The 25,633-nt window shown below is 73.4% G+C and carries 28 protein-coding genes and 1 pseudogene; 13 read left to right on the forward strand and 16 right to left on the reverse strand.

Translation table 11 applies throughout. From position 1 onward, the window contains the following. The 6 genes from sirA to EBH09_RS28695 all read right to left on the reverse strand — a co-directional run. Window positions 1-1,145 (reverse strand): sulfite reductase SirA (gene sirA / locus EBH09_RS28675; protein WP_153182741.1); only part of this gene is annotated, 1,145 nt, incomplete at its 3' end. A gap of 192 nt (window positions 1,146-1,337) precedes the next feature. Then, the gene (locus EBH09_RS39990) at window positions 1,338-1,421 is read right to left on the reverse strand and encodes a putative leader peptide (protein ID WP_309475039.1); all 84 of its coding nucleotides are present in this window, start codon (window positions 1,419-1,421) and stop codon (window positions 1,338-1,340) included. A 114-nt stretch (window positions 1,422-1,535) separates the two neighbouring features. Then, a complete protein-coding gene (locus EBH09_RS28680) occupies window positions 1,536-2,108 on the reverse strand; it encodes a GNAT family N-acetyltransferase (RefSeq protein ID WP_121749833.1) in 573 nt (190 codons plus the stop codon). 73 nt (window positions 2,109-2,181) lie between these two features. After that, complete coding sequence (locus EBH09_RS28685) at window positions 2,182-3,489, reverse strand: hypothetical protein (protein ID WP_121749834.1); 1,308 nt, start codon at window positions 3,487-3,489, stop codon at window positions 2,182-2,184. 210 nt (window positions 3,490-3,699) lie between these two features. Further along, window positions 3,700-4,989, reverse strand: a complete 1,290-nt coding sequence (locus EBH09_RS28690) for a GAF domain-containing protein (protein WP_121749835.1) — start codon at window positions 4,987-4,989, stop codon at window positions 3,700-3,702. A 249-nt stretch (window positions 4,990-5,238) separates the two neighbouring features. Next, window positions 5,239-6,888: an acyl-CoA dehydrogenase family protein gene (locus EBH09_RS28695; protein WP_121749836.1), complete on the reverse strand. Its 1,650-nt coding sequence runs from the start codon at window positions 6,886-6,888 to the stop codon at window positions 5,239-5,241. A 99-nt stretch (window positions 6,889-6,987) separates the two neighbouring features. Here EBH09_RS28695 and EBH09_RS28700 point away from each other — a divergent pair, with 99 nt between their 5' ends. Next, window positions 6,988-8,121: a YihY/virulence factor BrkB family protein gene (locus tag EBH09_RS28700; RefSeq protein ID WP_193776586.1), complete on the forward strand. Its 1,134-nt coding sequence runs from the start codon at window positions 6,988-6,990 to the stop codon at window positions 8,119-8,121. Window positions 8,122-8,143: 22 nt separating this feature from the next. On the opposite strand, the gene EBH09_RS28705 is transcribed toward EBH09_RS28700, so the two are convergent. Further along, entirely contained in the window at window positions 8,144-8,980 is an 837-nt protein-coding gene (locus EBH09_RS28705) for an NmrA family transcriptional regulator (RefSeq protein WP_121749837.1), read from the reverse strand. Between the two features lie 163 nt (window positions 8,981-9,143). On the opposite strand from EBH09_RS28705, the gene EBH09_RS28710 reads away from it, so the two are divergent. Both EBH09_RS28710 and EBH09_RS28715 read left to right on the forward strand, forming a co-directional pair. Beyond that, window positions 9,144-10,076 (forward strand): AraC family transcriptional regulator, encoded by a 933-nt coding sequence (locus tag EBH09_RS28710; protein WP_121749838.1) that lies wholly within the window; start codon window positions 9,144-9,146, stop codon window positions 10,074-10,076. Window positions 10,077-10,086: 10 nt separating this feature from the next. Beyond that, complete coding sequence (locus EBH09_RS28715) at window positions 10,087-10,779, forward strand: helix-turn-helix transcriptional regulator (RefSeq protein ID WP_121749839.1); 693 nt, start codon at window positions 10,087-10,089, stop codon at window positions 10,777-10,779. Here EBH09_RS28715 and EBH09_RS28720 read toward each other — a convergent pair. Continuing rightward, complete coding sequence (locus tag EBH09_RS28720) at window positions 10,759-11,163, reverse strand: VOC family protein (RefSeq protein WP_121749840.1); 405 nt, start codon at window positions 11,161-11,163, stop codon at window positions 10,759-10,761. The two genes, EBH09_RS28715 and EBH09_RS28720, sit on opposite strands and share 21 nt — an antisense overlap. A 152-nt stretch (window positions 11,164-11,315) precedes the next feature. On the opposite strand from EBH09_RS28720, the gene EBH09_RS28725 reads away from it, so the two are divergent. Then, complete coding sequence (locus EBH09_RS28725; RefSeq protein ID WP_121749841.1) at window positions 11,316-11,645, forward strand: hypothetical protein; 330 nt, start codon at window positions 11,316-11,318, stop codon at window positions 11,643-11,645. A gap of 52 nt (window positions 11,646-11,697) precedes the next feature. Here EBH09_RS28725 and EBH09_RS28730 read toward each other — a convergent pair whose 3' ends face one another. Then, entirely contained in the window at window positions 11,698-12,327 is a 630-nt protein-coding gene (locus tag EBH09_RS28730; protein ID WP_121749842.1) for a VOC family protein, read from the reverse strand. A 60-nt stretch (window positions 12,328-12,387) separates the two neighbouring features. Here EBH09_RS28730 and EBH09_RS28735 point away from each other — a divergent pair, with 60 nt between their 5' ends. Both EBH09_RS28735 and EBH09_RS28740 read left to right on the forward strand, forming a co-directional pair. Beyond that, a complete protein-coding gene (locus tag EBH09_RS28735) occupies window positions 12,388-13,041 on the forward strand; it encodes a hypothetical protein (RefSeq protein ID WP_121749843.1) in 654 nt (217 codons plus the stop codon). Between the two features lie 42 nt (window positions 13,042-13,083). After that, complete coding sequence (locus EBH09_RS28740; protein WP_121749844.1) at window positions 13,084-13,731, forward strand: ThuA domain-containing protein; 648 nt, start codon at window positions 13,084-13,086, stop codon at window positions 13,729-13,731. A gap of 94 nt (window positions 13,732-13,825) precedes the next feature. On the opposite strand, the gene EBH09_RS28745 is transcribed toward EBH09_RS28740, so the two are convergent. From EBH09_RS28745 to EBH09_RS28765, 5 genes are all read right to left on the reverse strand, one after another. Next, a complete protein-coding gene (locus EBH09_RS28745; RefSeq protein WP_121749845.1) occupies window positions 13,826-14,755 on the reverse strand; it encodes an ABC transporter permease in 930 nt (309 codons plus the stop codon). An 11-nt stretch (window positions 14,756-14,766) separates the two neighbouring features. Further along, window positions 14,767-15,681: an ABC transporter ATP-binding protein gene (locus EBH09_RS28750; protein WP_238697462.1), complete on the reverse strand. Its 915-nt coding sequence runs from the start codon at window positions 15,679-15,681 to the stop codon at window positions 14,767-14,769. Beyond that, the gene (locus EBH09_RS28755) at window positions 15,678-16,037 is read right to left on the reverse strand and encodes a transcriptional regulator (protein ID WP_121749846.1); all 360 of its coding nucleotides are present in this window, start codon (window positions 16,035-16,037) and stop codon (window positions 15,678-15,680) included. Before EBH09_RS28755 ends, EBH09_RS28750 begins: the two co-directional genes overlap by 4 nt. After that, window positions 16,034-16,540 carry a hypothetical protein gene (locus EBH09_RS28760; RefSeq protein ID WP_193776587.1) on the reverse strand — a complete coding sequence of 169 codons (507 nt, stop codon included), beginning with the start codon at window positions 16,538-16,540 and terminating at the stop codon, window positions 16,034-16,036. Before EBH09_RS28760 ends, EBH09_RS28755 begins: the two co-directional genes overlap by 4 nt. Window positions 16,541-16,647: 107 nt before the next feature. After that, window positions 16,648-16,986: an STAS domain-containing protein gene (locus EBH09_RS28765; RefSeq protein WP_121749847.1), complete on the reverse strand. Its 339-nt coding sequence runs from the start codon at window positions 16,984-16,986 to the stop codon at window positions 16,648-16,650. A 160-nt stretch (window positions 16,987-17,146) separates the two neighbouring features. On the opposite strand from EBH09_RS28765, the gene EBH09_RS28770 reads away from it, so the two are divergent. Both EBH09_RS28770 and EBH09_RS39995 read left to right on the forward strand, forming a co-directional pair. Then, window positions 17,147-18,643 (forward strand): carboxylesterase family protein, encoded by a 1,497-nt coding sequence (locus tag EBH09_RS28770; RefSeq protein ID WP_193776588.1) that lies wholly within the window; start codon window positions 17,147-17,149, stop codon window positions 18,641-18,643. A gap of 91 nt (window positions 18,644-18,734) precedes the next feature. Further along, a pseudogene (locus EBH09_RS39995) lies at window positions 18,735-18,994 on the forward strand (ATP-binding protein); the annotation flags it as partial. A 20-nt stretch (window positions 18,995-19,014) separates the two neighbouring features. Here EBH09_RS39995 and mmuM read toward each other — a convergent pair. Beyond that, window positions 19,015-19,923, reverse strand: coding sequence for a homocysteine S-methyltransferase (mmuM, locus tag EBH09_RS28780; protein WP_121749849.1), 909 nt, complete (start codon window positions 19,921-19,923; stop codon window positions 19,015-19,017). A 161-nt stretch (window positions 19,924-20,084) separates the two neighbouring features. Here mmuM and EBH09_RS28785 point away from each other — a divergent pair, with 161 nt between their 5' ends. From EBH09_RS28785 to EBH09_RS28805, 5 genes are all read left to right on the forward strand, one after another. Continuing rightward, entirely contained in the window at window positions 20,085-20,921 is an 837-nt protein-coding gene (locus EBH09_RS28785; RefSeq protein WP_121749850.1) for a CPBP family intramembrane glutamic endopeptidase, read from the forward strand. Continuing rightward, a complete protein-coding gene (locus tag EBH09_RS28790; protein ID WP_121749851.1) occupies window positions 20,918-22,096 on the forward strand; it encodes a histidine kinase in 1,179 nt (392 codons plus the stop codon). Before EBH09_RS28785 ends, EBH09_RS28790 begins: the two co-directional genes overlap by 4 nt. Then, window positions 22,093-22,752, forward strand: coding sequence for a response regulator transcription factor (locus tag EBH09_RS28795; protein WP_121749852.1), 660 nt, complete (start codon window positions 22,093-22,095; stop codon window positions 22,750-22,752). Before EBH09_RS28790 ends, EBH09_RS28795 begins: the two co-directional genes overlap by 4 nt. A gap of 139 nt (window positions 22,753-22,891) precedes the next feature. Further along, window positions 22,892-23,980, forward strand: a complete 1,089-nt coding sequence (locus tag EBH09_RS28800; protein ID WP_121749853.1) for a glycoside hydrolase family 43 protein — start codon at window positions 22,892-22,894, stop codon at window positions 23,978-23,980. Then, window positions 23,977-25,089 carry a rhamnogalacturonan acetylesterase gene (locus EBH09_RS28805; protein WP_121749854.1) on the forward strand — a complete coding sequence of 371 codons (1,113 nt, stop codon included), beginning with the start codon at window positions 23,977-23,979 and terminating at the stop codon, window positions 25,087-25,089. Before EBH09_RS28800 ends, EBH09_RS28805 begins: the two co-directional genes overlap by 4 nt. On the opposite strand, the gene EBH09_RS28810 is transcribed toward EBH09_RS28805, so the two are convergent. Continuing rightward, a partial coding sequence (locus tag EBH09_RS28810; RefSeq protein WP_345940959.1) for a hypothetical protein occupies window positions 25,034-25,633 on the reverse strand: 600 nt, incomplete at its 5' end. The genes EBH09_RS28805 and EBH09_RS28810 overlap by 56 nt on opposite strands.

Genomic DNA, 25,633 nt, shown 5'->3' on the forward strand with positions numbered 1-25,633 from the left:
TGCGCCTCCGCCAGGTCCGCGACCTTGGTCAGGATCGTGCCGTCGACGCGGCCGACGCGCGGGGCGAAGCCGACGTAGTAGCGGCCGTCCTTCTGCCGGTGCACGCCGATGTGGTCACGCCAGCGGCTGGTGGGGTCGGCGGGTGCCGGGCCGTCGGTGAGCTTCCGCTTCAGGTACTCGTCCTCCAGCACCTGGCGGAACTTCTCCGCGCCCCAGTCGGCGACCAGGAACTTCAGGCGGGCGCGGTTGCGCAGCCGCCGGTAGCCGTAGTCGCGGAAGATCGAGATGACGCCCTCGTAGACGTCGGGGACGTCCTCGATGGGCACCCAGGCGCCGAGGCGCACGCCCAGCTTGGGGTTGGTGGACAGGCCGCCGCCGACCCACAGGTCGAAGCCCGGCCCGTGCTCGGGGTGCTCGACGCCGACGAACGCCACGTCGTTGATCTCGTGCACCACGTCCAGCACCGGTGACCCGGAGATCGCGGTCTTGAACTTCCGCGGCAGGTTCGAGTACGCCGGGTTGTTCAGGACCCGGCGCTTCATCTCCTCCAGCGCCGGCGTGCCGTCGATGATCTCGTCCTCGGCGATGCCCGCGACCGGGGAGCCGATCATCACACGGGGAGTGTCGCCACAGGCGGTGACCGTGGACAGGCCGACGCCCTCCAGGCGCTTCCAGATCTCGGGCACGTCCTCGATGCGGATCCAGTGGTACTGGACGTTCTGCCGGTCGGTGATGTCGGCCGTGCCGCGCGCGAACTCCTGCGAGATCTCGCCGACGACCCGCAGCTGCGCGGTGGTCAGCGCGCCGCCGTCGATGCGGACGCGCAGCATGAAGTAGCTGTCGTCCAGCTCCTCCGGCTCCAGGACGGCCGTCTTTCCGCCGTCGATGCCCTGCTTGCGCTGGGTGTACAGCCCCCACCAGCGCATCCGGCCACGCAGGTCACCGGGGTCGATCGAGTCGAAACCCCGCTTGGAGTAGATCGTCTCAATACGTGTCCGTACGTTGAGACCGTCGTCGTCCTTCTTGGTCTGCTCGTTGGCGTTGAGCGGGGTGAAGTGACCGGCCGCCCACTGGCCCTCGCCGCGGTGACGGCTCACCTTGCGGCGGGGGGTCGCGGCAGCGGGATTCGGCGGCGTGGCGGCCATGGGTGACACGTCCTTCGGGACAGCGATGGATTGGGCCGGCGCGGAGCGCCGTCGGTGAGGGGTGGTGGTCGGGTGACGGGAGAGCGGCTCTGACCTGCGCGCGCAGGCGCACGGCCTACGCGTGGCATACGTGCGCTTCATTGCGCGGGGATCAGGCGAATGCGGGGAATCCGGAGGTGCTGGAGGGTTCTCTCAGCGGCCCGGACAGATGGCGCTGGACATGCGGCCGAGGTCGACGTGCCGCCGACTCACCAAGGCAATTCCAGTTCCAGGCATGGCGGAAGCCTGGCACGGCGATCTGGACACAGTCCAGCTTCGTCCAAGATGCGGACACCCTTGTCTCGCGCGGTGAGACAAGGGTGTTGTGGATCACAGCGGGGCGGTGGTCGGTCAGGCGGAGAACGCTCCGGGCCAGGGCCCCGGAGTGGTCACCTCCGCCTCCTCCTCGACCTTGGTGTCGAACAGGCGGAAGCCCCGGCGCTGGTAGTTGTCCATCGCGAATTCGCCGTCCTTGCTGCACGTGTGCAGCCACACCCGCTTGGTCGTGGCCAGTCCCGGCCACCGGTCCGCCAGGTCCCAGGCGCGGGCGGCGCCGTACGAGAGCAGGTGACCGCCGATGCGCCGGCCCCGGAAGGCCGGGATCAGGCCGAAGTACTCGATCTCCACGACCCCGTCGTCCCCGGGGGTCAGCTCCACGTACCCGGCGGGCGTGCCGTGGTCGTAGGCGACCCAGGTCTCCACGCCGGTCCGCTCCAGGTGCTCCTGCCACCGCGTGTAGCTCCAGCCCAGCCGGTCCGTCCAGCGGATGTCGCCGCCGACCGAGGCGTACAGGAAGCGGCTGAACTCGGGGGAGGGCACCTCGGCGCGGACGATCCGGACGTCCCCCTCCGGTGCGGCGGCCGGCAGCAGATCGGTCGGCGCCGTCTGCTCCAGGGACCAGGTGGTCACGGCGATGTTGGTCATGCCGGTCAGGGAATCATCCGGTCCGCGGATCTGTCGATCCGCGCCCGCGCGCACCCCGGGGGACCCGTGACCGTCAGTCGAGCGCGTCCTCGATCGAGGTCAGCGGCAGCGCGAACAGCATGCGGCCCGACTGGGACCAGACCTCACCGGTCTGCGCCCAGTACGACAGGGAGCCCGCCTGTCCGCTCCAGCACCGCTGCGAGCGGTCCGCCCCGCACTCCGTGGCCCGGGCGCCCTCCGTGTCCTGGCGCCACAGGGTCCCGCGCCCGTCGTGCCCGCCGGCCGCGCGTCCCAGGTACCAGTCGGACCGTGCCGCGCCGGCCGGGCGGTGCGAGAGTACGCCTCCGACCTCGGCCGCCCCGGTCTCGTACGCCTCCACCGCGTCGACGTGTCCGGAGGAGTCGGTGGCCGGCAGTCCGGTGCGGGCCGGGTCCGTACCGAACGCGTAGCGCCACAGCCGGGTGGGGCGGTCGTCGTCCGCGGGCACCCGCTCGCTCGCCACCAGGCTGTCGGGGACCGTGCCGCGGTCCAGGGAGATCGCGCCGGGGCGGGCGGCCCCGTCGGCGTCGGCCAGCCGGTACGAGGCGACGGCGGGCAGCACGTAGGGGTGGCCGTCCGCCGCCCAGCCCCCGGGCACCCGCCCGACGGCGTCCGCGTCGGTGGTGGCGCGCTGGACCCGGTCCACGTCGTACACGTACAGCGCGTCGCGGTCCCCGGAACCGGCGGTGACCAGCAGTTTGTCCTGGTACCAGACCATGCCGGAGACGGGTGAGGCGAGCCCCCGGTAGTCGTGGCCGCCGTCGACCGGGACGGCGAGGAGCGCCGAGGTGTAGCTCAGGTGGTCGGGGTCGTCGGCGTCGACGAAGGAGACCCGGGCGAGGCCGCCCTCGGGCGTCCCGTCGTCGCGGGTCCAGGCGGACAGGATGACGCGGTGGGCGCCCCAGCGCCCGTCCTCGTCGGCGTCCCCGGAGGTGGTGACCGCGCCGGGCCGCCAGCCCGCGGTGTCGCCCTCCTCCCAGCAGTAGGCGCGGGTGGCCGCGGGGGAGACCGGCAGGGATTCGCGTTCCCCGGCCGTGCAGTCGGCGGCGTCGCGCAGCGTGTGGTCGGCGGAGCCGAGGACGGCGTCGACGCCCACCGGTCCGCCCATCGCGGTGGAGAGCCGGTCGAGCCAGGGCCGCGGCACGCGGTGCTCCGTCAGCCGAAGCGCGTCGGTCTCGGCGGCGGAGGTGAGGGGTTCGAGAGCGCCGGGGTCGTCGGCGACCGTGGCCTGCGAGGCGCTGATCAGCGTGGCGGCCCCCGTCAGTGCGAGGGCGGCCCCGGTCAGGGCCGCGCGCAGGGCCCTGCCCCGCCTGCGTCGGCGGTGTCTGCCGCGCTGCTTCATAGAACCTCCACGGGCACCGGACCAACTGGGCTCGACGGTGGCCATGTTGACCGAGGAGCGGATGGGGCGGTCCCTGGAGGATGCTACGACAGACGGACGGGTTCGCGGAGGCGGACGATGCAAATATGCGCGAACGCGCCGTCTTTCCGGCCATCCCGGACGGCCCGGCACGCAGTTCCCCGCGCCCCTGACGGGGGAGCCCGCGGCCGTTCAGGGCGCCGGCGGCGACGCCCTGCGTTCCACCACCGCCGGTGCCGTCGAGTGGGGGAGCAGGTCGCGCGGGTCGTCCGGGAGGACCACCTCGATCCCCGCGTCCTCGCAGAAACGATACGGCCGGTGTTCCAGGTAGGCCCCGAGGTACCTGCGCACCCGCGACATCTCGGCCCTTACCGTCACCGTGCGGGCCGGGTCGCCGAAAATGTCCCCGGCCAGCCCCGACGCGCTGCGGCCGGCGCGGTGGACGGCCAGCAGGTACAGCAACTCGGCATGCCGGGGACTCAGTTCCCGGACCCACGCCTCCGCGCCGCCCAGCACCCGGACCGACCAGCGGCGCGGCTGCCCGAGGTCCAACACGATCCGGACGGCGCCCTGCGGCACCGGCTCCTCGGCCGCCCGCACCAGCCAGCCCTCGCCCAGCGGCTCCAGGGTGCACGCCCCGAACGCCGGCAGCCACCTCGGCCCCGCCGCCGGGGACTTGGGCAGTGTCACCCGCTCCACGTACGGCATCCCCGTGACCGCCGCCGTCCAGCCGTCGCGGTCCGTCACCAGTGCCCGCCCGCCGAGCCGGGCCAGCACCGGCGCGGCCACCGCACGCAGCCGCTCCAGCGTCAGCACGTGCAACTCGCGCAGCCGGGCCTCGGCGAGCTTGGCCACCGAGTCGACCCAGGCGAGCGTCGCCGGGTGCATCGTCTCCAGCGGCCCGCTCACGTCGACCACGCCGAGCAGCCGGCCACTGCGCGGATCGGTGATGGGCGCCCCGGCGCAGGTCCAGGTCGCCTGGGACCGAACGAAGTGCTCGGAGGCGAAGACCTGTACGGGCCGCCGGGTGACCGCCGGCGTGCCCACGCCATTGGTGCCGACCACCTCCTCGCGCCAGTCCGCCCCGAGTTCGAAGCCGAGACCGTCGGCCTTGCGCAGCACCGGCGCGCTGCCCTCCCGCCACAGCACCCGGCCCTCGTCGTCGGCGACCACCATGATGTGGCGCGTGACGTCCGCGACCGACAGCAGACCCTCCCGCAGCACCGGCAGCACATGCCGCAGCCCCGAGGCCTCCCGTCGTCGCTGTACCTCCTCGGGGGCCAGCAGCCCGGAGCGGAAGTCGTGCTCGGGATCGACCCCGCTGCGCAGCACCCGCTCCCAGGACTGCTCGATCACCGGACGCGGCGCCACCGGAGCCCGTCCGCCCGAGAGCTTCGCGGAACGGACCTCGTGGAGCGTCCGCGCCGCACGCGCCGTGTCCACGGCGGCGAACTGCGTCACGTCCATCGGCGAGAGAGCCACTGGTCCCCGTCCTCCCGAAAGCCGGATACTCGGATGTTCGTCTGAGAGTGACCGCCTGGCCGTGGCAGGAGGACACAGTCCGCACACAGTCGGCAGCAAGTTGCAACCCCCTGCAACCCTGGTGGACGGCCGTACCGGTGTCCAAACTTGAACCACGTCGCCCCGAGCGGCGCACGCGGCCTGAACAGGCCGGTGTGGCGGGGGTGGTGCCGTGTCGGCGCAGCACCACCCCCGCGCCACCCGGTGGGATCAGGCCACTGCCGGCGGCCGGGCCCGCTCCACCACCGACGCCAGGTCCAGCGTGGGCGGCAGCGTGCCGAAGGCCGCGCCCCCGTCACCGCCCAGCCGCGCGGCGCAGAACGCGTCGGCGACCTCCGGCGGCGCGTACCGGACCAGCAGCGCGCCCTGGAGCACCAGCGCCAGCCGCTCCGCCAGCCGCCGCGCCCGCCCCTCGGCGGCCCCCAGGTCGGCCAGCTCGGTCAGCAGGCCCCTGATCGCCGCGTCCAGACGGTGATCGGCGCCACGCGCCAGACCCACCTCCCTGAGATACGCGTCCAGCGCCTGCGGCTCCCGCCCGAGCGCCCGCAGGATGTCCAGCGCCTGCACGTTGCCGGCGCCCTCCCAGATCGAGTTCAGCGGCGACTCGCGCACCAGCCGGGGCATCCCGGACTCCTCCACGTACCCGTTGCCGCCCAGGCACTCGGCGGCCTCCACCGCCACCGGCGCACACCGCTTGGTCACCCAGTACTTGGCCACCGGCACCGCGATCCGCAGCAGAGCACGCTCCCGCTCGTCACCGCCCTCGGCGGCGTCGTAGGCCGCCGCCAGCCGCACCGCGAGCGTGGTGGCCGCCTCCGACTCGATCGCGAGATCCGCGAGGACGTTGCGCATCAGCGGCTGGTCGACCAGCTTCGCGCCGAAGGCCTCCCGGTGGGCACAGTGGTGCACCGCCTGCGCGACGGCCTGCCGCATCAGACCCGCCGACCCCAGCACGCAGTCGAGCCGGGTCGCCGACACCATGCCGATGACGGTGCGCACCCCGCTCCCCTCCTCGCCGACCCGGCGCGCCCAGGTCCCCGCGAACTCGACCTCGGCGGAGGCGTTGGACCGGTTGCCCAGCTTGTCCTTGAGCCGCTGGATCAGGAACACGTTGCGGGTGCCGTCCGCCAGTACACGCGGCACCATGAAGCAGGTCAGCCCTCCCGGCGCCTGCGCCAGCACCAGGAAGCCGTCCGACATCGGCGCCGAGCAGAACCACTTGTGCCCGGTCAGCTCGTACGTGCCGTCCTCGGCCAGCGGGCGCGCCGAGGTGGTGTTCGCCCGTACGTCGCTGCCGCCCTGCTTCTCCGTCATGCCCATCCCGAACAGGGCCCCGGCCTTCAGGTGCGCGGGCCGCAGCTCCCGGTCGTACACGCGGGAGGCCAGCCGCGGCTCCCACTCCGCCGCGAGGACCGGGTCGGCGCGCAGGGCCGGTACCGCCGCGTGGGTCATCGACAGCGGGCAGCAGTTCCCGGCCTCGACCTGGGTCCACATGAGGAAGGCGGCGGCACGCCGCACATGCCCGCCCGGCCGGGACCAGGCATCGGTCAGGCCCGCCGAGACGCCCTTGCCCAGCAGCCGGTGCCACGCCGGGTGGAAGCCGACCTCGTCGACACGGTGGCCGTAGCGGTCGTGGGTGCGCAGGACCGGCGGGTTCTCGTTGGCCTGCGCGCCCCACTCCTGGGTCTGGACCGATCCGCAGCTGCGGCCGAGGCCCGACAGCTCCTCCAGCGCTTCCTCGTGGAGCTCCGGTGCCAGATGCCGCTCGACCGCGGCCGTCAGGGCCCGGTCGGCGGTGAAGACGTCGTAGCCGACCAGCGGCGGCGCCTGATTCGTCACGGTGTGGGTGCTGCCTGCCATGACCGTGAACCTACCGTGCCGGGGGCCTTCCGGGAGCCGGCACCGGCCGGTGGGCGTCCGCGGATGAGTGGGGACCACGGCGACGGATACCTTTAGGTCGTGCAGCCAGCAAGTGAATCCCCCGAACGGCCCTCCGGCCGGCTTCATCGCGTCCGCGTCCTGTACCGGAACGTCTCCAAACGCAGGACCGCCTGGCTGCTGCTCAAGGACACGGTCAACTCGGGCATGGAGTACCGCATCCTCGGCCTCGCGGCCGAGGCCGCGTTCTTCACGCTGCTGTCGGTGCCGCCCCTGCTGCTGAGCGTCATCGGACTGCTCGGCTACGTCGACCTGTGGATCGGCGCCGACACCACCGAGAGTCTGCGCACCAGCATCCTGGACGCCTCCCGCGCGGTGCTCTCCGAGCAGGGCGTCAAGCAGATCACCGAGCCGATCCTGGACGACGTGATGAAGGGCGGCCGGCCCGACGTCATCTCCATCGGCTTCCTGTTCGCCCTGTGGTCGGGCTCCCGCGCCGTGAACGTCTTCATCGACACCATCACCGTGATGTACGGCCTCGACGGCGTCCGGGGGATCGTCAAGACCCGCCTGATGGCCTTCCTGCTCTTCCTGGTGGCCCTGCTGATCGGGTCGATCGCGCTGCCGCTGATGGTGGCCGGTCCGGACGCGGTGGTGCGGATCGTGCCCTGGTCGACGACGGTCGTCCAGGTGCTCTACTGGCCGGTCGTCATCGTCCTGTCCATCGTGTTCCTGACCACCCTGTACCACGTCTCCGTGCCCGTACGGTCCCCGTGGATCGAGGACGTGCCCGGCGCTCTGGTCGCCCTCGGCATGTGGGTGCTCGGCAGCTTCCTGCTGCGCATCTACCTCACCAACACCGTCGAGGGCCCCACCATCTACGGCTCGCTGGCCGCGCCCGTGGCCGTGCTGCTGTGGATCGGCGTGTCCGCGTTCGCCGTGCTCGTCGGGGCCGCGGTCAACGCGGCCATCGACCGGGTCTGGCCGGCCGCGGCCACCGCGGCCGCCCGTGAGGCCAACGAGCGGCTGCGCCAGGCCCAGGTCGCCGAGTACGTGGCCCGCACCGCCGCGAACGGCGAGGCGGACCCCGACATGCCCTCCGAGTTCCCGGAACGCTGGTCCCGCTTCCTGCCCCCGGAGGACGTCACGTCCCGCCTGCGCACCCACGTGAAGAACACGCCGCCCGCGAACCACAACAAGCCCGAGGCCTCGTGACCGGACCGCCCTCCCCGCCCTCCTAGGACCGGCCGGACGGGTCCGGGGCCCAGGTCCCCGCCGCCGCGCCCTGGCGCACGAAGTCCCCGAAGTCCCTCGGCGCACGGCCCAGTACCTGCTCGACACCGTCCGACAGACGCGCGTTGCGGCCGTCGAGCAGGGCGCCGAACAGCTCCACGAGGAACGCGACCTCATCCTCGGGCACCCCGAACCCGGCCAGGTTCTCGCCGTACTCGCGCGGCGACACGGCCCGGTACGTCAGCGCGTGACCCGTCTCCTTCGCGATCTCGGCGACCGCCTCCCCGAAGGTCAGCAGCCGCGGACCCGAGACCTCCAGCACCCGCCCGGCGTACCGGTCGCCGGAGGTCAGCGCCGCCACCACCACGTCCGCGACGTCCCGCAGGTCCACGAACGGCTCCCGGGCCCGGTCACCGGCCGGGAACACCAGCTCCCCGCGCTGCCGCAGCTCCGCCACCAGCGGCCCCTCGCTGAAGTTCTGCGCGAACCAGGCGGCCCGTACGACCGTCCAGTCCGCTCCCGCCCCGGCCAGCGCCTCCTCGGTGGGCCGTGCCTGCTCCTCGCCGCGCGCCGACAGCAGCACCAGCCGCCGCACGCCGAGCCCGGCCGCCTCCCGCGCCAGCGCCCCGACCGCCCCGGCGGCGTCGGGGGCGCCGACGTCGGTGGGGTGGGCCAGGTAGGCCGCGTCGGCGCCGCGCAGGACGTCCGCCCAGGTCGACCTGTCCCGCCAGTCGAAGCCGGTCGCCCGGGACGCCGCCCGCACGGTCAGCCCGGCCGCCCGCGCCGCCTCGGCCACCCGCCGCCCGGCGCGACCGGACGCCCCCGTCACGACGACCGTCATGCCCGCCTCCGTGTTCCCGCCTGCCGTGTCCGCCGTGCCCGCCGGGGCCGTCGTGCCTGCCGTGCCTGTCATGTCTGTCATGGCTTCAGTCAACTGCCGGGCGCCGTACCTTCCCATCGCCGAACGGCTCGTTCCCATACGCGTGCGTCTACGCTGTGACGCCATGGACGCACTCGCCGGTCTGCTGGAGGGCCCCCGCGCCCGGGGCGCGTTCATGATCCGCGCCTGTTTCGACCCGCCGTGGGCCGTGCGCATCGAGGACCGGGCGCCGCTGACGGTGATGCTGATGGTCCGCGGCGACGCCTGGATCGTCCCGGACACGGGCGAGCGGCTGCGGCTGCGGGCCGGCGACCTCGCCATCGCGCGCGGCCCCGACCCGTACACCTGCGCCGACGACCCCGGCACCCCGCCGCAGGCGGTGATCCTTCCGGGCGGCGTGTGCAGCTACCCCGACGGACGCCCCCTCAACGGCTCGATGGACCTCGGCGTGCGCACCTGGGGCGACCGCCCCGACGGCGGCGCGGTGCTGCTGATCGGCACCTACCTGGTCCGGGGCGAGATCGGCGGCCGGCTGCTGGACGCCCTGCCGCCGCTGCTGTCCCTCACGTCCGACCAGTGGGACTGCCCGCTGACGCCCCTGCTGACGACGGAGGTCACGCGGGACGAACCGGGTCAGGAGGTCGTCCTGGACCGGCTCCTCGACCTGCTGGTCATCGCCGCGCTACGGGCCTGGTTCGCCGGTCCGCGGGCCGAGCCGCCCGCCTGGTACCGGGCGCTGGGCGATCCGGTCGTCGGCCGGGCGCTGCGGCTCATCCAGGACGACCCGGCGCACCCCTGGACGGTGGCGTCGCTCGCCGCCGAGGCCGGGGTCTCCCGCGCGGCGCTCGCCCGGCGCTTCACCGACCTGGTGGGCGAACCCCCGATGGGGTACCTCACCGGCTGGCGCCTCGCCCTCGCCGCCGACCGGCTGCGCGACACCGAGGACACGCTCGGCGCGATCGCCCGCCAGGTCGGCTACGGAAGCGCGTTCGCCCTGTCCACGGCGTTCAAGCGGGTGTACGGCGTCAGCCCGCAGGAGCACCGGACACCGGCGTAGCCTGGCAGGCGTGTACGCGGAACGGGCGTCCCGGCTGACCGGCGCGGTGGTGTGGACCAACACTCCGACCGCGTCCGGCGGGCCGGGGCGCGTCCTGCCCGACGGCTGCATGGACCTGCTCTGGCACGACGGCCGGCTGCTCGTCGCGGGCCCCGACACCCGCGCCCACGTCACCGAGGGCGCCCCCGGCCCCTGGGCGGGCGTCCGCTTCTACCCCGGTACCGCGCCCGCCCTCCTCGGCGTCCCCGCCCACGAACTGCGCGACCGGCGCGTCGAACTCGCCGACCTCTGGCCGGCCCCCCGGGTGCGGCGGCTGACCGCGCGGGTGAACGCGGCCCTCGACCCGGCGAGCGGCCTGGAGGAGGCGGCGCTGTCCCGGGCGGCCGACACCGAGCCGGCCGACCCGGTGCTGCGCCGGATCGTGACCGCCCTCGACGCCGGCCGCCCGGTGGCCGACACCGCCGACGAACTCGGCATCGGAGCCCGCCGGTTGCACCGCCGCTCACTGGCCGCCTTCGGTTACGGCCCCAAGACGCTGGCCCGCGTACTGCGGTTGCAGCGCGCCCTCGCCCTGGCCCGCGCCGGCACGCCCCTCGCCGAGACGGCCGTCCGGTCCGGTTACGCGGACCAGGCCCATCTGACGCGGGACGTGCGACAGTTGGCAGGCGTGTCACCCGGGGAACTACTCGGCCGGCGTGGATAGCGGCGCGAACAGGTCGACGCCGTGGCCGTCCGGGTCGTTCACGACGGCGTACCGCTGCCCCCAGACGGCGTCCCAGGGCTTGAGTTCGCCGTGGCACCCGGCGCCGGTCAGCTCGTCGTAGAGCGCGTCGACTTCGGCGGGTGTGTCGCACAGCAGGGCGAGCGAGTGCCGTCCGCCACCGGCCGGCGGCTGCCATCCGGGGTGGAAGGAGCGGACGGTCTCCTCGGTGTCGAGCAGCAACCGGATCCCGCCCGGCAGCTCGGCCTCGGCGTGCGGCTGCTCCCCGGCGCCCTCGGGGAACGCGAAACCGAGCCGGCGGTAGAAGGTCACGGACGCGGCCATGTCGGAGACGACGAGGCCGATGGCGTTGAATCGTGCGGTCATGGGGCCACCGTAGGCAGGGCCCGGCAGCCCGGTCTTGAAGGAATCGGACACACGGGAACCGGGCCCGGAAGAAGGGTCGCCGAGAGGCGCCTTGCCTCAGAAGCCCCTCAAGTCACTTGAACCGCACAGGTCACGGCAACGACCATGGCTCCATGTTCGGACGCGGCAGACAACCGGAACTCAACGTCCTCGTCCTGCGCGACGCGGACGTCATCGCCCACGGCATCCGTCAGGCGCTCGCCGAGGCGACGCCCGAGCAGCGGCCCGGGCTGGAACACGCCGCCGCCCTGGTCGAGCGGGCCGCCGCGGCCTCCGACGCGGAGCTGCGGGCCCGCTGGGTCCACGAGCGCTTCGCCATGGCCGGTTACCAGGGTCCCGCGGACTCCGTGCAGGCCGTCAAGGTCCTCCGCGAGGCCGCACCCGGCCTCAGCCTGCTCTCGGCCGTCCAGCTGACGAAGGACGCCGCGGCGCACCGCTCCTGACCCGGACCCCGACCGTGGCCCCGCGTCGAAGCTCCCGCCGTCCCGGCCGCCCTCACGGCGGGCCCAGCGACACCGGCCCCCGCGGCGTGTCCACCGTGCAGCACAGGCCCGTCGGACCGGCGGTGAGCGGGAGCGCCGTGCCGAGCGCGGACAGCGGCGGGCGGATCCCGGCAGGGTCGGGCGCGGTCGCGGTGAGGGCCAGCAGGGGAGTGGCGGGCAGCCCTGCCGAGGGGTGGGGTGTGGTGCCCCAGTCGATGAGGAAGGGCACCAGGCCGGAAGGGTGGACGCCATCGGTCAGGCGCCACTCCAGGAGCGTACCGTCGGGTCGGCGGCGGCTCATCGGGCGTACCGCGCCGGGGTCGTGGCCGCGCGCCCGGGCCGCCAGCACGGCCGCGTCCAGGTCGGGCGGACGGATCGCCCAGGAAACGAACCGCGGGGCGGTGAGCCGCTCCAGCCATGCGGGGCGCGGGCCGTCCGGCAGGGACTGGTCCGGGTCGGGGCCGATGATCTCCAGGTAGCCGGTGCCGCCCAGTCCGACCAGGTGGTTGCGGGTGCCCGAGCCGAGGTGCGAACCGCCGGGCGCGGGGGCGACACCGGTGCGCCGGGTGAAGTCGGCGACGGTCGCCGCGAGATCGGGGGTCGCCAGGACCAGGTGGTCCAGCAGGGCGGGAAGGGCGTTCATCGCGGCCGAGCGTAGGCGGCCCGGCCCTGCTGTGGAACACCTGTGCGGCAGGATGGCCGCATGATTCGTCCCACGCGCGTCCTGCCGGTGCTGCTGCTGGCCCCGCTGCTGCTCACCGCCTGCGGCTCCGAGAAGGCGGACGCCGACCCCGCGGCCGGCCCCTCCACGAGCGTGGCCGAGGCCGCCGACCGGGGTGAACTCGGCGCCCGCGCACAGGCGCTGGGCGTGGCGCCCGAGCTGGTCTACGTCACCGGAGCCCCCGGTTTCACCCTGGCCCAGCAGTCCGTCGGCGTACTCGGCGACGACGGCTTCTCCGCCACCTGGGTCTCCCGCGAGACCGGCGCCCACCTGCGTCTCTCCGTCGACCGGGGCTCGATCACCGACGGCACTTGCCCCGAGCAGCCGGTCGGCGACATGTCCGGCGAGCGCACGACGTGCGAGCGCGACGGCGACGTCTGGTACCGCACCGGCGCCGGACGACACGAGTACGCCGTGCCCGAGGAGGGTCACGTCGTGCGCGTCTCCGCCGAGGCGGACGCCGTACCGCGCGACGTCCTGCGCGAGGCAGCCCTGGGCGCCCACCGTCCCGACGCCTCCGAGGCCGCCGCCCTCCTGCCCTCCGCCGAACCCGCGCCCAGCGCACCGGTGGAGCGCGGCGACCTGCCCTCGTTCGGTGACGGGGCACCCGACAACAACGTGGACGTCGGTGGCTGACCCCGCCCCACCCGTCCGCCCCGGCCGTCTAGGGTCGGCGCCATGGCCCCCCGAGTGCTCCTCTACACGCGTACCACCGCCTACCGCCACGACTCCATCCCGGACGCGGTCGACGCCGTGGGAACGCTGGGGGAGTTCGAGACCGACCACACGGAGGACCCGGCCGTCCTGGAGGGGCCCCTCGACGCCTACGCCGCCGTCGTCTTCCTCTCCACCAGCGGCGAGGTGCTCACCCCGGCCGGGCGCACCCGGCTCGCCGAGTACGTCGAGTCGGGCGGCGGCTTCGTCGGCGTCCACGCGGCGGCCTGCACAGAGGACGACTGGCCGTACTACGGCGAACTGCTCGGTGCCCGCTTCGACCGGCACCCCGCCCACCAGCCGGGCCGGGTGCTCGTCGAGGACCGCGGCCATCCCGCGACCCGGGAACTGCCCGCCGTCTGGGAGTTCACGGACGAGTGGTACGACTTCCGCACCAACCCGCGCGGCGCGGTCCGCGTCCTCGCCCGCGCCGACGAGTCGTCGTACGAGGGCGGCGGCATGGGCGCCGACCATCCACTGGTCTGGTGCCGCGACCAGGGCGCGGGACGCGTCTTCTACACGGCCCTCGGCCACGCAGCCGGCGCCTACACCGACCCGGACTTCCGCGCCCATCTGAGGGGCGGCATCGACTGGGCGGCCGGGCTTCGCTAGGCGGTGTTGTCTGGATCAGGCCGGCTCCTGGCAACGCCGCGGATGCGCGTGTCAGACCCCGCGACCCCGGCAGAATCCGAACGACACCCCTTGGCTAGGCGGGCATCGCCCCGCTCCGTGCCGCCCTGCGGTGGCGTGCGGTCAGGCGGGAGCCGGACTCGCGGCGGGCCGCGCGGCGCAGGAGGGGTACGGCGAGCAGGAACCCGAGGACCGTCCAGGCGGTCAGTACCAGGGCGACCATGGGCAGTTCCCAGGAGCCAGCCGCCTCGGCGGCCCGTGCGGAGTCCGGCAGCAGGGCCGAACGCAGCCCCTGCGCCATCCACTTGAGGGGGAAGACCGAGGCGACCTGCTGGACCGGCACGGGCAGGGAGGTGATCGGGAAGACCGCTCCGGAAGTGAACAGCAGCGCCATGGTGGGCAGCATGATCAATGCCAGCGCCTCGCGCGGGTTGGGCAGCACGGCGCCGATGGCCGCGCCCAGCGGCACGACCGCGAGCAGCCCCAGCGTCGTCACCCACAGCAGCGTCAGCCAGTCGCCCGGCCCGCGCGGCAGCGGCCCGTCCACCAGCAGCGCCGCGGACGCCAGGAGCAGGGCCAGGGTGCCGGTCGCCATGACGACCACCAGCAGGCACTTGGCGATGAGGTAGGCCGGTATTCCGCCGGGCGTCGCGCGCAGTCGCAGCAGGGCGCCCTCCTCCCGCTCGGTCACGAGTATCTGCGGGAGGTTGATCAGCCCGATCTGGAACAGCAGGTAGGCGGCGAAGCCGGCGAGCACCAGGTGGGCCATCGGGGTGTGGGTACCGGGCACGTCGTCGCTGATGTAGGCGCCGATCAGCAGTGCGACGACCACGTTGCTCAGATGTCCGGACATCTCCTTGGGGTTGCGCAGGAGGTGCCGCAGCTCGATGCCGCCGCGGAGGAGGCCGGCCCGCCAGTGGCGGGCGGTGCGGCCCGGCCTCTTCGTCCCTCCGGGCGTCTCGTCCGTCGTCTCAGCCTTGTCGGCCGTACTCGTCTCGTTCGTCATGTGTGTCCCCCTCATGCGGCCCGTGCCTCCCGGTCCGCGGCCTCGTCCGTGCCGTCGGCCGCCCGGTGCACCATGTGCAGATAGGTGTCCTCCAGCGTCGGGCGGCGGACCTCCAGGTCGGTGATCGGGCCGTCCGCGTTCCGGTGGAGCTCCCAGACCAGTTGTGAGGGGTCGGCGGTGCGTTCGCGGCGGGGCGTCCCGTCGTCGGCCGTCCAGCGGACCTCGGCCCGGGCGGCGGCCCGACGGGCCAGCTCCGACGGGGTGCCGCAGGCCCGGATCCGGCCGCCGACCAGCATCGCGATCCGGTCGGCGAGCCGCTCGGCCTCCACCAGGTCGTGGGTGGTGAGCAGGACGGTGACGCCTTCGTCGCGGGCCAGCCGTTCGACCAGGAGGTGGAACTCGCGCCGTGCCTCGGGGTCGAAGCCGGTGGTCGGCTCGTCCAGGAAGAGGAGTTCGGGGCGGCCGACGATGCCGAGCGCGACGTCCAGCCGTCGGCGTTGGCCGCCGGACAGCCGGTTCACCTGCCGGTCGGCCTGGTCGGTGAGGCCGACCAGGGCCAGCAGTTCGGCCGGGTCGCGCGGGTCGGGGTAGTAGGTCGCGAAGTGCGTCAGCAGCTCGGCGACCCGCCAGCGGGGGTGGTCGCGCCATGATTGCAGGACCAGGCCGATACGGCCGCGCCAGGTGTCGTCGCCCCGCTCCGGATCCGCGCCGAGGACGCGGACCTCGCCGGCGGAGCGCTGCCGGAAGCCCTCCAGGATCTCGACGGTGGTGGTCTTCCCGGCGCCGTTGGGTCCGAGCAGGGCGAAGACCTCGCCGCGGTGGACGTCGAGATCGATGCCGTGGAGGACGTCGACGGCCCCGTACGCCATGGTCAGGTCGCGTATCCGGATCACAGGTCGGACGGGTGTGTGCTCGAACCGCGTCATCGTGCTGCCTCCGAGTGGTGCCGCCGCTGTGGCTGTGGTGCCTCCTCGGCCGCCGCCGTCGGCCCGGCGCCCTCGACGATCGCCCGGAGCGCCGCGACATGCCCCTCGAAGGCGGTGCGGCCGCGGTCGGTCAGCCGTACCCTCGTGCGCCGCTTGCGGCCGCCGCCCTCCTTGTGGATCTCCAGGTATCCGGCCTCTTCCAGGGTGTGCAGTTGTTTGGAGAGCGCCGAGTCGCTGAGCGAGAGGCTGTCGCGGACGAACGCGAAGTCCGCCCACTCGGTGGTGGCGAGCAGCGCGACCACCGACAGCCGGGTGGCGGGATGGATCAGCTCGTCGAAGCCGGCGGGGATGCTCATCGGCCGGCCCCCTCGCGGGCCGCCCGTTCGCCGCTGCCCCGCAGCGAGCCCGCCGCCCAGCGGTTCGTCGGCCCGACGAAGACCAGGAACACGGCCGCCGAGACCGTGGCCTGGACGAGGCCGGCGAACATCGGGTCCAGTGGTTCGAGCAGGCGGCCGGACAGCACGACGGTCCCGGCGGTCACCACCGCGGCCGCGACGAACGCGGCGAGCATCCGCCAGTTGGAGCGGGAGTGGTGCAGTCGCATCCGGCTCCTGCGGCTGTGCACCACGGCCAGCGCGCTCAGCAGCCCGACGTACGCGGCGAGGACCAGCCAGACACCCCACCGCGGCAGATCCAGGCCCAGTACGGCCAGGAAGACCCACATGATCGCGGCCGTGACGTAGTTGGTCCACGGACGGCCGGACGTGGTCCGCTCGAACTCGTCGTACACGCGCTCCTGCGGCACCCGGATGCGCTGCAGGTCCCTCCACGCCTGTTCGGCGTCCACCGGCGTGCTCAAGACCGTTGCCTCCCCGTGACGGCATTTACTTTCCTGATGGGAAAGCTAGCCCTGGCTTTCCCAGAAGGCAAGTCGGGGTGCGCGGTCGGCAAGGGTGTCGCCGGTCGTTACTCCTCGAAGGTGGCGACGGCTTCGAGACCGGCGTGCCGCAGGGTCCGGTGCACGGCCGGCCGGGCCCCGCGGACGGTGATGGCGGCCGGTTCCGGGGCCCGGGTGACCGCCCGCAGCAGCGCGTAGGCGCAGGCCAGGTCGATGTGGTGCAGGTCGCTCATCTCCAGCGTCCACGTGCCGGGCTGCCGCAGACGGTGGTCGAGGAGGAGTTCCTCCAGTACGCGCAGCGCGGGAGCGTCCAGGTCGCCGGAGAAGGCCAGCACTGCGTGCTGCCCGTCGGCCTCGGAGATCCTCACGGGGGCGGACTGGCTGGGGCGGTGAGGGTCGACGGTCACGACGGCCTCCTCGGCGGCGCATGGCGGGCGTACGTGACTTCCATTGTCCCCCAGGGGCGTCGAGCGGGACTTTCGGAACAGATCGCCGGAATAGATCGGCTCGCCGCGCCGCTATGCCATGCGCAGTGCATCAGTGCGGTGAAGGGCTGGTGAGCGCGTGATGGCAGGTCGGACGAACCTCGTGGTCGGTACGCCGCACGGGGCCGTACGCGGCGGATACGAGCACGGAATCGCCGTGTTCCGGGGCGTCCCGTACGCGGCGCCCCCCTTCGGACCGCGCCGGTTCCGGCCGCCTGTGCCGCCCGAGCCCTGGGACGGAGTACGCGACGCCGGCTCCTTCGGCCCCACGGCGCCGAAACCGCCGTACTCCGAGGCCTTCGCCCAGTACCTGTCCGACCCGGCGATCCCCGGCGACGACTGTCTCAACCTCAACGTCTGGACCCCCGAGCCGGGCCCCGGCGCCCGCCTGCCGGTCCTGGTCTGGCTGCACGGCGGCGCCCTCACCAGGGGCTCCTCCGCCGTCCCCGTCTACGACGGCCGCACCTTCGCCCGGGACGGCGTGGTCTGCGTGTCGGTCAACTACCGGCTGGGCGTCGAGGGCTACGGACTGTTCCCCGACGCCCCCGCCAACGCCGGCCTGCGCGACCAGCTCGCCGCCCTGAAGTGGGTGCACGAGTCGATCGCGGCCTTCGGCGGCGACCCCGACCGGGTCACCCTCGCCGGGCAGTCCGCCGGAGCCATCAGCACCGGCGCCCTCCTCGCCGCCCCGCGGGCCCACGGCCTCTTCCGGCGGGCCGTGCTGCAGAGCGGTGCCCCGGAGGCCGCCGACCGCGACAAGGTACGGCGGATGGTCCGCCGCATGGCCTCCCGCCTCAAGATCCCCGCCACCGCCGAGGCCTTCGCCGCCGCCGACCGCGACCAGCTGCTGCGTGCCCAGGCCGAGGTGGGCAGGCTCAGCAGCCCCGTACTCGGCGGACCTGCCTTCGGCATCGTCGTCGACGGGGACGTGCTTCCCCGCGATCCGCTGGAGGCGCTCGTCGAGGGCGGGGCCGCACCCGGCGTCGACCTGCTGATGGGCTGGACCCGCGACGAGTACCGGCTGTGGCTGGTACCCGGCGGCCTCCTCGAACGCGTCGACCGGCTCGGCGCCGTCGCCCTCGCCGGTGCGCGCGCCCGCGTCCACTGCGGCAACGAGGTCGTACGCGGCTATCGCGCCGTGCACGCCGGCGCCGCCGAGACCGTCGGACAGCTGGTCACCGACCACCTGCTCCGCATCCCGATGCACCGCCTGGCCGACGCGCGGCCGGGATCGTCGTACGTCTACGAGTTCGCCTGGCCGTCCGGCCTGCCCGGCCTCGGCGCCTGCCACGCCCTGGAACTGGGCTTCGTCTTCGACTCCGGGGACACGCCCGATTCGCGCAGGCTCGCGGGCGAGAGGGCGCCGCGGGAGCTGGCCGACGCGATGCACGGGGCGTGGGTGCGGTTCGCGGAGACCGGGGACCCGGGGTGGACGGCGTGGGACGCCACGCACCCCGTGCGGGTCTTCGGCGACGGCGCCCCGCACACGGCGTACGGTCCGCGCGACGCCGAGTTCGACCTGTGGCAGGCCGACGTCACCATGCGAGGAATGCGGTCCAGGCGGCTGGTTCGACGGTGACGTGGGGGCGGTGGGGTGGTGGTCGGCGGTCTTGGAGTCGCGGATGTGGATGGCGGTGGGGCGGGTGGCGAGTGATGCCCGGGCACGTCCGTGCGCCAGCGAACTGGCGACCAACGCCCTGCTGCACGGCGTACCGCCACCGTCCGGCCGGGCCCCCTGCTGCGCCTGCTGCCGGACGGCGACGGTGCCGGCGTCCGCGTCGAGGTGCACGGCAGCGGGGCCGGCGTACCGGCGGGGGACGTACGGGAGGCAGGCGAGGGCGGGCGCGGGCTGCTGCTGGTGTCCGAGCTGGCGGACAAGTGGGGCGTGGGGGAGCCGAACCCCGGCAAGATCGTGTGGTGCGAGGTGGGTACCGTCCGGACGGCCACCGGTCACGTCGACGACAACACCGACGCGATCGACGTGATCGCGCCAGGGCCCACCCGGCAGCACCCGCCGACGAGCCGGGCCCCGGCGGCCCGCCAGCCGAGCACCTGATCGGCGGCGAACGAGGAACGCCCCCGCCACGCCCGGTCCTGCGCGTCCCACAGCTCACCGCTGTTGGGGTAGACGACGACCGGCTTGCCGGTTGCCCGGCGGGCGGTCTCGACCGCGCCCGCCACGTCCTCGGGGGCGCAGCAGTTGACGCCCACCGCGATCACCTCCTCCGCGTCCGCCGCCAGGGCGAAGGCCTCCTCCAGCGGCTGACCGGCGCGGGTCCGGTCGCCCGTGACGGTGTACGACAGCCAGGCCGGCACGCCCAGTCCGCGCACCGCCCGCAGTAGTGCCGCCGCCTCTTCCGTGTCAGGGACCGTCTCCAGCGCGAGGACGTCGGGACCTGCGGCGGCCAAAACCTCCAGGCGCGGCCGGTGGAAGCGCTCCAGTTCACCGGCGCCGAGCCCGTACCGGCCGCGGTACTCGGAGCCGTCCGCGAGCATCGCCCCGTACGGGCCGGCCGACGCCGCCACCCACAGCGGACGGACCGCCCGTGCCCGGCGGGCCGCGTCCCGGGCCAGCTCCACGCTGCGAGTGAGCAGTTCGGCGGCCCGTTCCCGCCCGATGCCGCGCCGGGCGAAGCCCTCGAAGGTGGCCTGGTAGCTGGAGGTGATCGCCACGTCCGCCCCCGCATCGAAGTAGGCGAGATGCGCCTCGGCGATCGCGCCCGGATCCTCGGCGAGCAGCCGGGCCGACCACAGTTCGTCGCTCAGGTCGTGCCCGGCCGACTCCAGTTGGTTGGACATACCGCCGTCGAGCACGAGCGGGCGGCCGGAGGCGAGGGCGTCGGCGAAGTCGCTGGTCATGGCGCCAGGCTAGCCACTCCGTCCGGCAATCCAGAGGGCTTGTCCCCCGTGCGAGCTACGGCCAGGTGTCCACCGTGAGGTGACGATCTCCGGCCGCCGGATCCGTAGCGTCCAGTGCAGTCCGCGGCGCCCGGCCACGGCCCCGACCAAGGAGTTTCCCCGTGAGGTTTGTCTGGCAGTTCCTCGCCGTCATGGTGGTGTTCGCCATCACCGGCAGTGCCGTCGGCGCGGTGAAGGACAACGACTGGCTGTCGCTCGTCGTCGGTCTCACGTCGGCCGCGCTCGCGATCCTCGTGTACGCGTGGGTGGTGCGGCGCACCGAGCACCGGGCGGCCCTGGACGTGGCCCGGGAAGGCGCCGTCGTCAAGACCGGCTGGGGGATACTGATCGGTGTCGGGATGTTCGGTGCCGTCATCGCGAACCTCTACGTCGCCGGTCACTACGAGATCGACGGCCTCGCCTCGCCGGCCGGGGCGGTGGGACTGGTCGGCTTCATGGCCGGCGCGGCCGTGGCGGAGGAAGTGGTCTTCCGCGGTGTCCTGTTCCGGATCATCGAGGAGCGCACCGGCACGTACCTCGCGCTCGTGCTGACCGGCATCGTCTTCGGCCTCATGCACCTGTTCAACGAGAACGCGACCCTCTGGGGCGCGATCGCCATCGCCATCGAGGCCGGCTTCATGCTCGCCGCCGCGTACGCCGCCACCCGCAACCTGTGGGTCCCGATCGGCGTGCACTTCGGCTGGAACTACGCCGCGGCCGGCATCTTCAGCACCGAGGTGTCCGGCAACGGCGCCAGCCAAGGGCTGCTCGACACCGCGACGTCGGGGCCGGAGCTGCTCACCGGCGGCGGGTTCGGACCGGAGGGCAGCGTCTACGCGATCGGCTTCGGAGCACTGCTGACGATCGTGTTCCTGTGGCTGGCCCACCGGCGCGGCAACATCAAGCCCCGTTCCCGGCGAGCCGCGCCTGTCAACTCCACCGTTACACTGCCCCGGTGATCGATCGTCGGCGGGTTCCGGAGCTGTGGCACCGGCTCGACGTCACGGTCCGGGACCTCCCGTTCGGGGTGCTGCTCCTCGTCGCGTCCTTCCTGCCGGGGCTGCGCGGCAACGGGACGGAGGTCGGCGGTCTGCCGACCCAGCCCCTCGACGCGCTGGGCGGTGTGGCGGTCGTCCTCCAGTCCCTTCCGCTCGCCCTGCGCCGGCGGTGGCCCGTCCTCTGCCTCGCGCTGATCACGGTCGGCTTCGCCGTCGACCAGGTCAACGGTTACCACCTGATCGCCGGCACCGCGCTGCCCATCGCGTTGCTGAGCGCCGGCTCCTATCTGGAGCGGTACCGGCGCGTCACCCTGCTCGTCCTCTCCGTCGCGTACGTCCCGCTGGCCGTCGTGCTCCACCGGCGCGGTCCGGGGGAACCGGTGGCCGAGTTCGTGACGTTCTACCTGGCTCTGACCCTCGCGTGGGGTGTCGGCGCGTGGATGCGCTCCGCCCGCGCCGCTGAGGCCGAGCGCAGGGGCCGCGTCGCCGACAACGCCCGCACCGCCGAACGCGGTCGCATCGCGAGCGAGTTGCACGACGTCGTGACCCACCATGTGACGGCGATGGTCGTGCAGGCCGAGGCGGCACGGTATCTGACCGCCGCGCCGGAGCGCCTCGACCAGTCCCTGACGGCCGTCAGCGACACCGGTCGGCGGGCCATCACCGACCTGCGGCACCTGCTCGACCTGCTCAACCCGGATCACGGGACCGGCCACGTGTCCGGCCCGGGCAGCGAGGCCAGGACGCCGCCCGTCGGCAGACTGCTCACCCTGGTCGAGCAGACGCGGCGGGCCGGGCAGCCGGTGGAGTTCACCGAGGAGGGCACGCCGGCGACGTCGACCGGCAGCGCCGACCTCGTGGCGTACAGGGTCGTGCAGGAAGCCCTGACGAACGCCCTCAAGTACGACCACGGAAGCCGCACCTCGGTCCTGGTCCGTCATCGCGAAGGGGAGATCACGGTGGAGGTCGGCACGGACGGGTCCGGCTCGCGGGCCGCGACGCCCGGCGGCAGCGGGCGGGGCCTGGCCGGGCTGCGCGAACGGGTCGACGTCCTGGGCGGCGAATTCAGCGCGGACCGCAGGGCGGGCGGCGGCTTCGTCGTCCGGGCCCGGATACCCGCGGGGAGCCCGTCATGAGCGCGCCGGTCCGCGTCCTGGTCTGCGACGACCAGGTACTGATCCGTACCGGACTGGCGACCATCATCGACGCCCAGCCGGACCTGGAGGTGGCGGGCGAGTGCGGCGACGGGCAGGCCGCGGTCGACCTGGCCGGCGAACTGCGGCCGGACGTGGTGGTGATGGACGTGCGTATGCCGGTGCTCGACGGCATCGAGGCCACCCGCCTGCTGGCCGGCGCCGGTGTGGCGCATCCCGTCAAGGTGCTCGTGGTGACGACGTTCAACCTGGACGAGTACGTCTACGAGGCGCTGCGCGCCGGAGCGAGCGGGTTCCTGCTCAAGGACGCGCCGCCGGACCGGCTGCTGCACGGCATCCGGACCGTGGCCATGGGCGCGGCACTGCTGGACCCGGAGGTGACGCGGCGGCTCGTGGGCCGGTACGCCGCCCGCATCCGGCCCGCCCGTGGCACCCCGAACGACATCCCGCTGACCCCCCGGGAGACGGAGGTCCTCCGCCTCATCGCGGACGGCCTCTCCAACAGCGAGATCGCCGCCGCCCTCGTGATCAGCCCCGAGACCGTCAAGACCTTCGTCTCCCGCATCCTCACCAAGCTCGACCTGCGCGACCGCGTCCAGGCCGTCGTCTACGCCTACCGGCACGGGCTGGTGGCCTGACGCGCGCGCCGCGTAAGCAGCGGTGCCGGACCCGTTGACCTCTCCTCGTCACACCCATACCTTTTCGACGTTCGTAATCACAGATGGTGTTCGACACCACGAACGAATCGTGTCGCGCACCCCCGTCGAGAGGCCCCGCATGAGCCGCGCCGACGATCAGCCCGTACAGCCCGCCCAGCCCGCGGTGCCCGGCCGACGCCTGCTGTTGAAGGGTGCCGCGGCCGCGGGAGCCCTGGCGGCCGTCCCCGCCGTCGCCTCCGCCGCCCCCGGCAGGCCGGCCCCGTACGTGAACCCGCTCGTCCGCAACCGTGCCGACCCGCACATCCGCCGGCACACCGACGGCTTCTACTACTTCACGGCGACCGCCCCCGAGTACGACCGCATCATCCTGCGCCGGTCCCGCACCCTGAACGGTCTCGCGACCGCCCACGAGTCCGTCGTCTGGCGCAAGCACGCCACCGGCGACATGGGCGCGCACATCTGGGCGCCGGAGATGCACCGCGTCGGCGGCAAGTGGTACATCTACTTCGCCGCCGCGCCCGCCGAACGCGTCTGGGACATCCGCATCTGGGTCCTGGAGAACTCCCACCCCAACCCCTTCCGGGGCACCTGGGTGGAGCGGGGCCAGGTGAAGACGGCCTGGGAGACCTTCTCCCTCGACGCCACCACCTTCACCCACCGCGGCACCCGCTACCTCGCCTGGGCCCAGTACGAGCCCGGCATGGACAACAACACCGCCCTGTGGCTGTCGGAGATGGCGAACCCCTGGACGCTGAAGGGCCCGCAGATACGGCTCTCCACGCCCGAGTACGACTGGGAGTGCATCGGCTTCAAGGTCAACGAGGGCGCGTCGGTCATCGCCCGCAACGGCCGCCTGTTCATGACCTACTCGGCCAGCGCCACCGACGCCAACTACTGCATGGGCCTGCTGACCGTCGACGCGGACGCCGACCTGATGGACCCCGCGAACTGGTCGAAGTCGCCGACTCCCGTCTTCACCAGCAACGACACCACCGGTCAGTACGGTCCCGGCCACAACTGCTTCACCGTCGACCGGGACGGCCGCACCGACGTCCTCGTCTACCACGCCCGCCAGTACAAGGAGATCGACGGCGACCCGCTGAACGACCCCAACCGGCACACCCGCGTGCAGAAGCTGGGCTGGAAGGCGGACGGCACCCCGGACTTCGGCGTGCCGGTCGCCGACACGGCGAGGGGACGGGCGTGAGACGCTTCGCCGCCACGTCGGCGGTGGCCGTCACGCTGGCCGCCGGTGCCCTGACGGTCGTACCCGCTCAGGCCCGAGCCCAGGACCAGGCACCGGACCGGCCGTCCGGGACGGCCAACTGCACGGCTGCGGCCTGCCACTTCGACGTCCCGCCGGGTACGTACGACGTGAAGGTGCTGCTCGGCGGAGAGGACGCCGCCCGTACCGCCATCGGCGGCGAGAGCAGGCGGGCCCTGCTTCCCGAGACCGCCACGGCGGCCGGCGAGCGGATCGCCCGCAGCTTCACCGTGGACGTCCGCACACCCGAGGGCGAGCCCACCGGGCCCGACGGCAGCCCGGGCCTGGACCTGACGATCGGCGGGTCGGCGCCCGCCCTGGCCGGTATCAGGGTGACCCCGGCCCGGCACGCGCGGCAGATCATCCTCGTCGGGGACTCCACGGTCTGCGACCAGCCGAGGGAGCCGTACTCCGGCTGGGGGCAGCAACTGCCGCGGTACCTCCGCAAGGGCCTGTCCGTCGCCAACCACGCCGACTCCGGGGACAGCACGGTCAGTTACCTGGCCGATCAGCGGCTCTGGGGTACCGTCCGGTCGCGGATTCACCCGGGTGACCTGGTGCTCGTCCAACTCGCGCACAACGACAAGACGACGGACGAGGCCACCTACCGGGCCAACCTTCAGACGCTGGTGGCGGGTGTCCGGGAGCGGGGCGGCCGGCCCGTCCTCGTGACACCGGTCGTGCGCCGCTGGTTCAACGCCGACGGCACCCTCAACAACGGCACCGCGCTGCTCGTCAACGGTCTCGGCGTCGACCACCCGGCCGTCGTCCGCTCGGTCGCCGCCGCCGAGGACGTGCCGCTGATCGACCTGACCGCGAAGACGAAGGCGCTCGTGGAGTCCCTGGGCGTGGAGGGCTCCAAGGCCCTCTACCTCTACGACGAGAAGCGGGACAACACCCACACCTCCGCGCACGGCGCCACCGTCTACGCGGGCCTGGTCCGGGACGGGCTCGTCGACCAGCACCTGGTGCCGCGCGGTGCCGTACGGGCGGGACTCAGCCCTGCAGCCGGCTCCGCATCTGGGACAGGCGCCGGTCGAAGCGGAGGTTGAACCAGGTCAGCCAGCCCAGGAAGGCGACTGCCAGGGCGAGGGTCAGGCTCCCTGCGGTGACGGAGCCGGAGATGAACCATGCGACCGACGTACCGGAGAAGACGACAGCCAGGAGCGGGAACGCCCACCAGCGGTTGCGCCGCAGCCGCCGCTGACGGGAGTCGACCAGCGCCGCCATGGTCTGCCGCTGTCGCGGATCCTCGGGGGGCGGTCCGCCCTTGAGGATCCGCCGTTCCATGGCGGGCACGTCGCCCGGCTCCGCACCGGTGTCCCGCGCGTCGTGCCGACGGCGGCGGCGTACCAGGAACACGATCCAGACGCTCATCAGGGCGGCACCGACGAGTGCCGACGGCCACGCGTCGGCACCGTTGAAGAGCAGTCGCACCACCAGTCCCACGGCCAGTGCGACGAGGCCGATGACCGACAGTCTGTCCCGCCACTTCGGCTCGGAGAAGTCGTCGGGTCGCTCGCGTCTCTTCATGTCCACCTCTCGGGCAGTCGGATCCTGTGGTGACGCCGGGGTGACCGTCCAGATACCCGCCCG

The sequence above is a fragment of the Streptomyces sp. E2N166 genome (assembly GCF_003671715.1).
Taxonomy (GTDB): domain Bacteria; phylum Actinomycetota; class Actinomycetes; order Streptomycetales; family Streptomycetaceae; genus Streptomyces; species Streptomyces thinghirensis.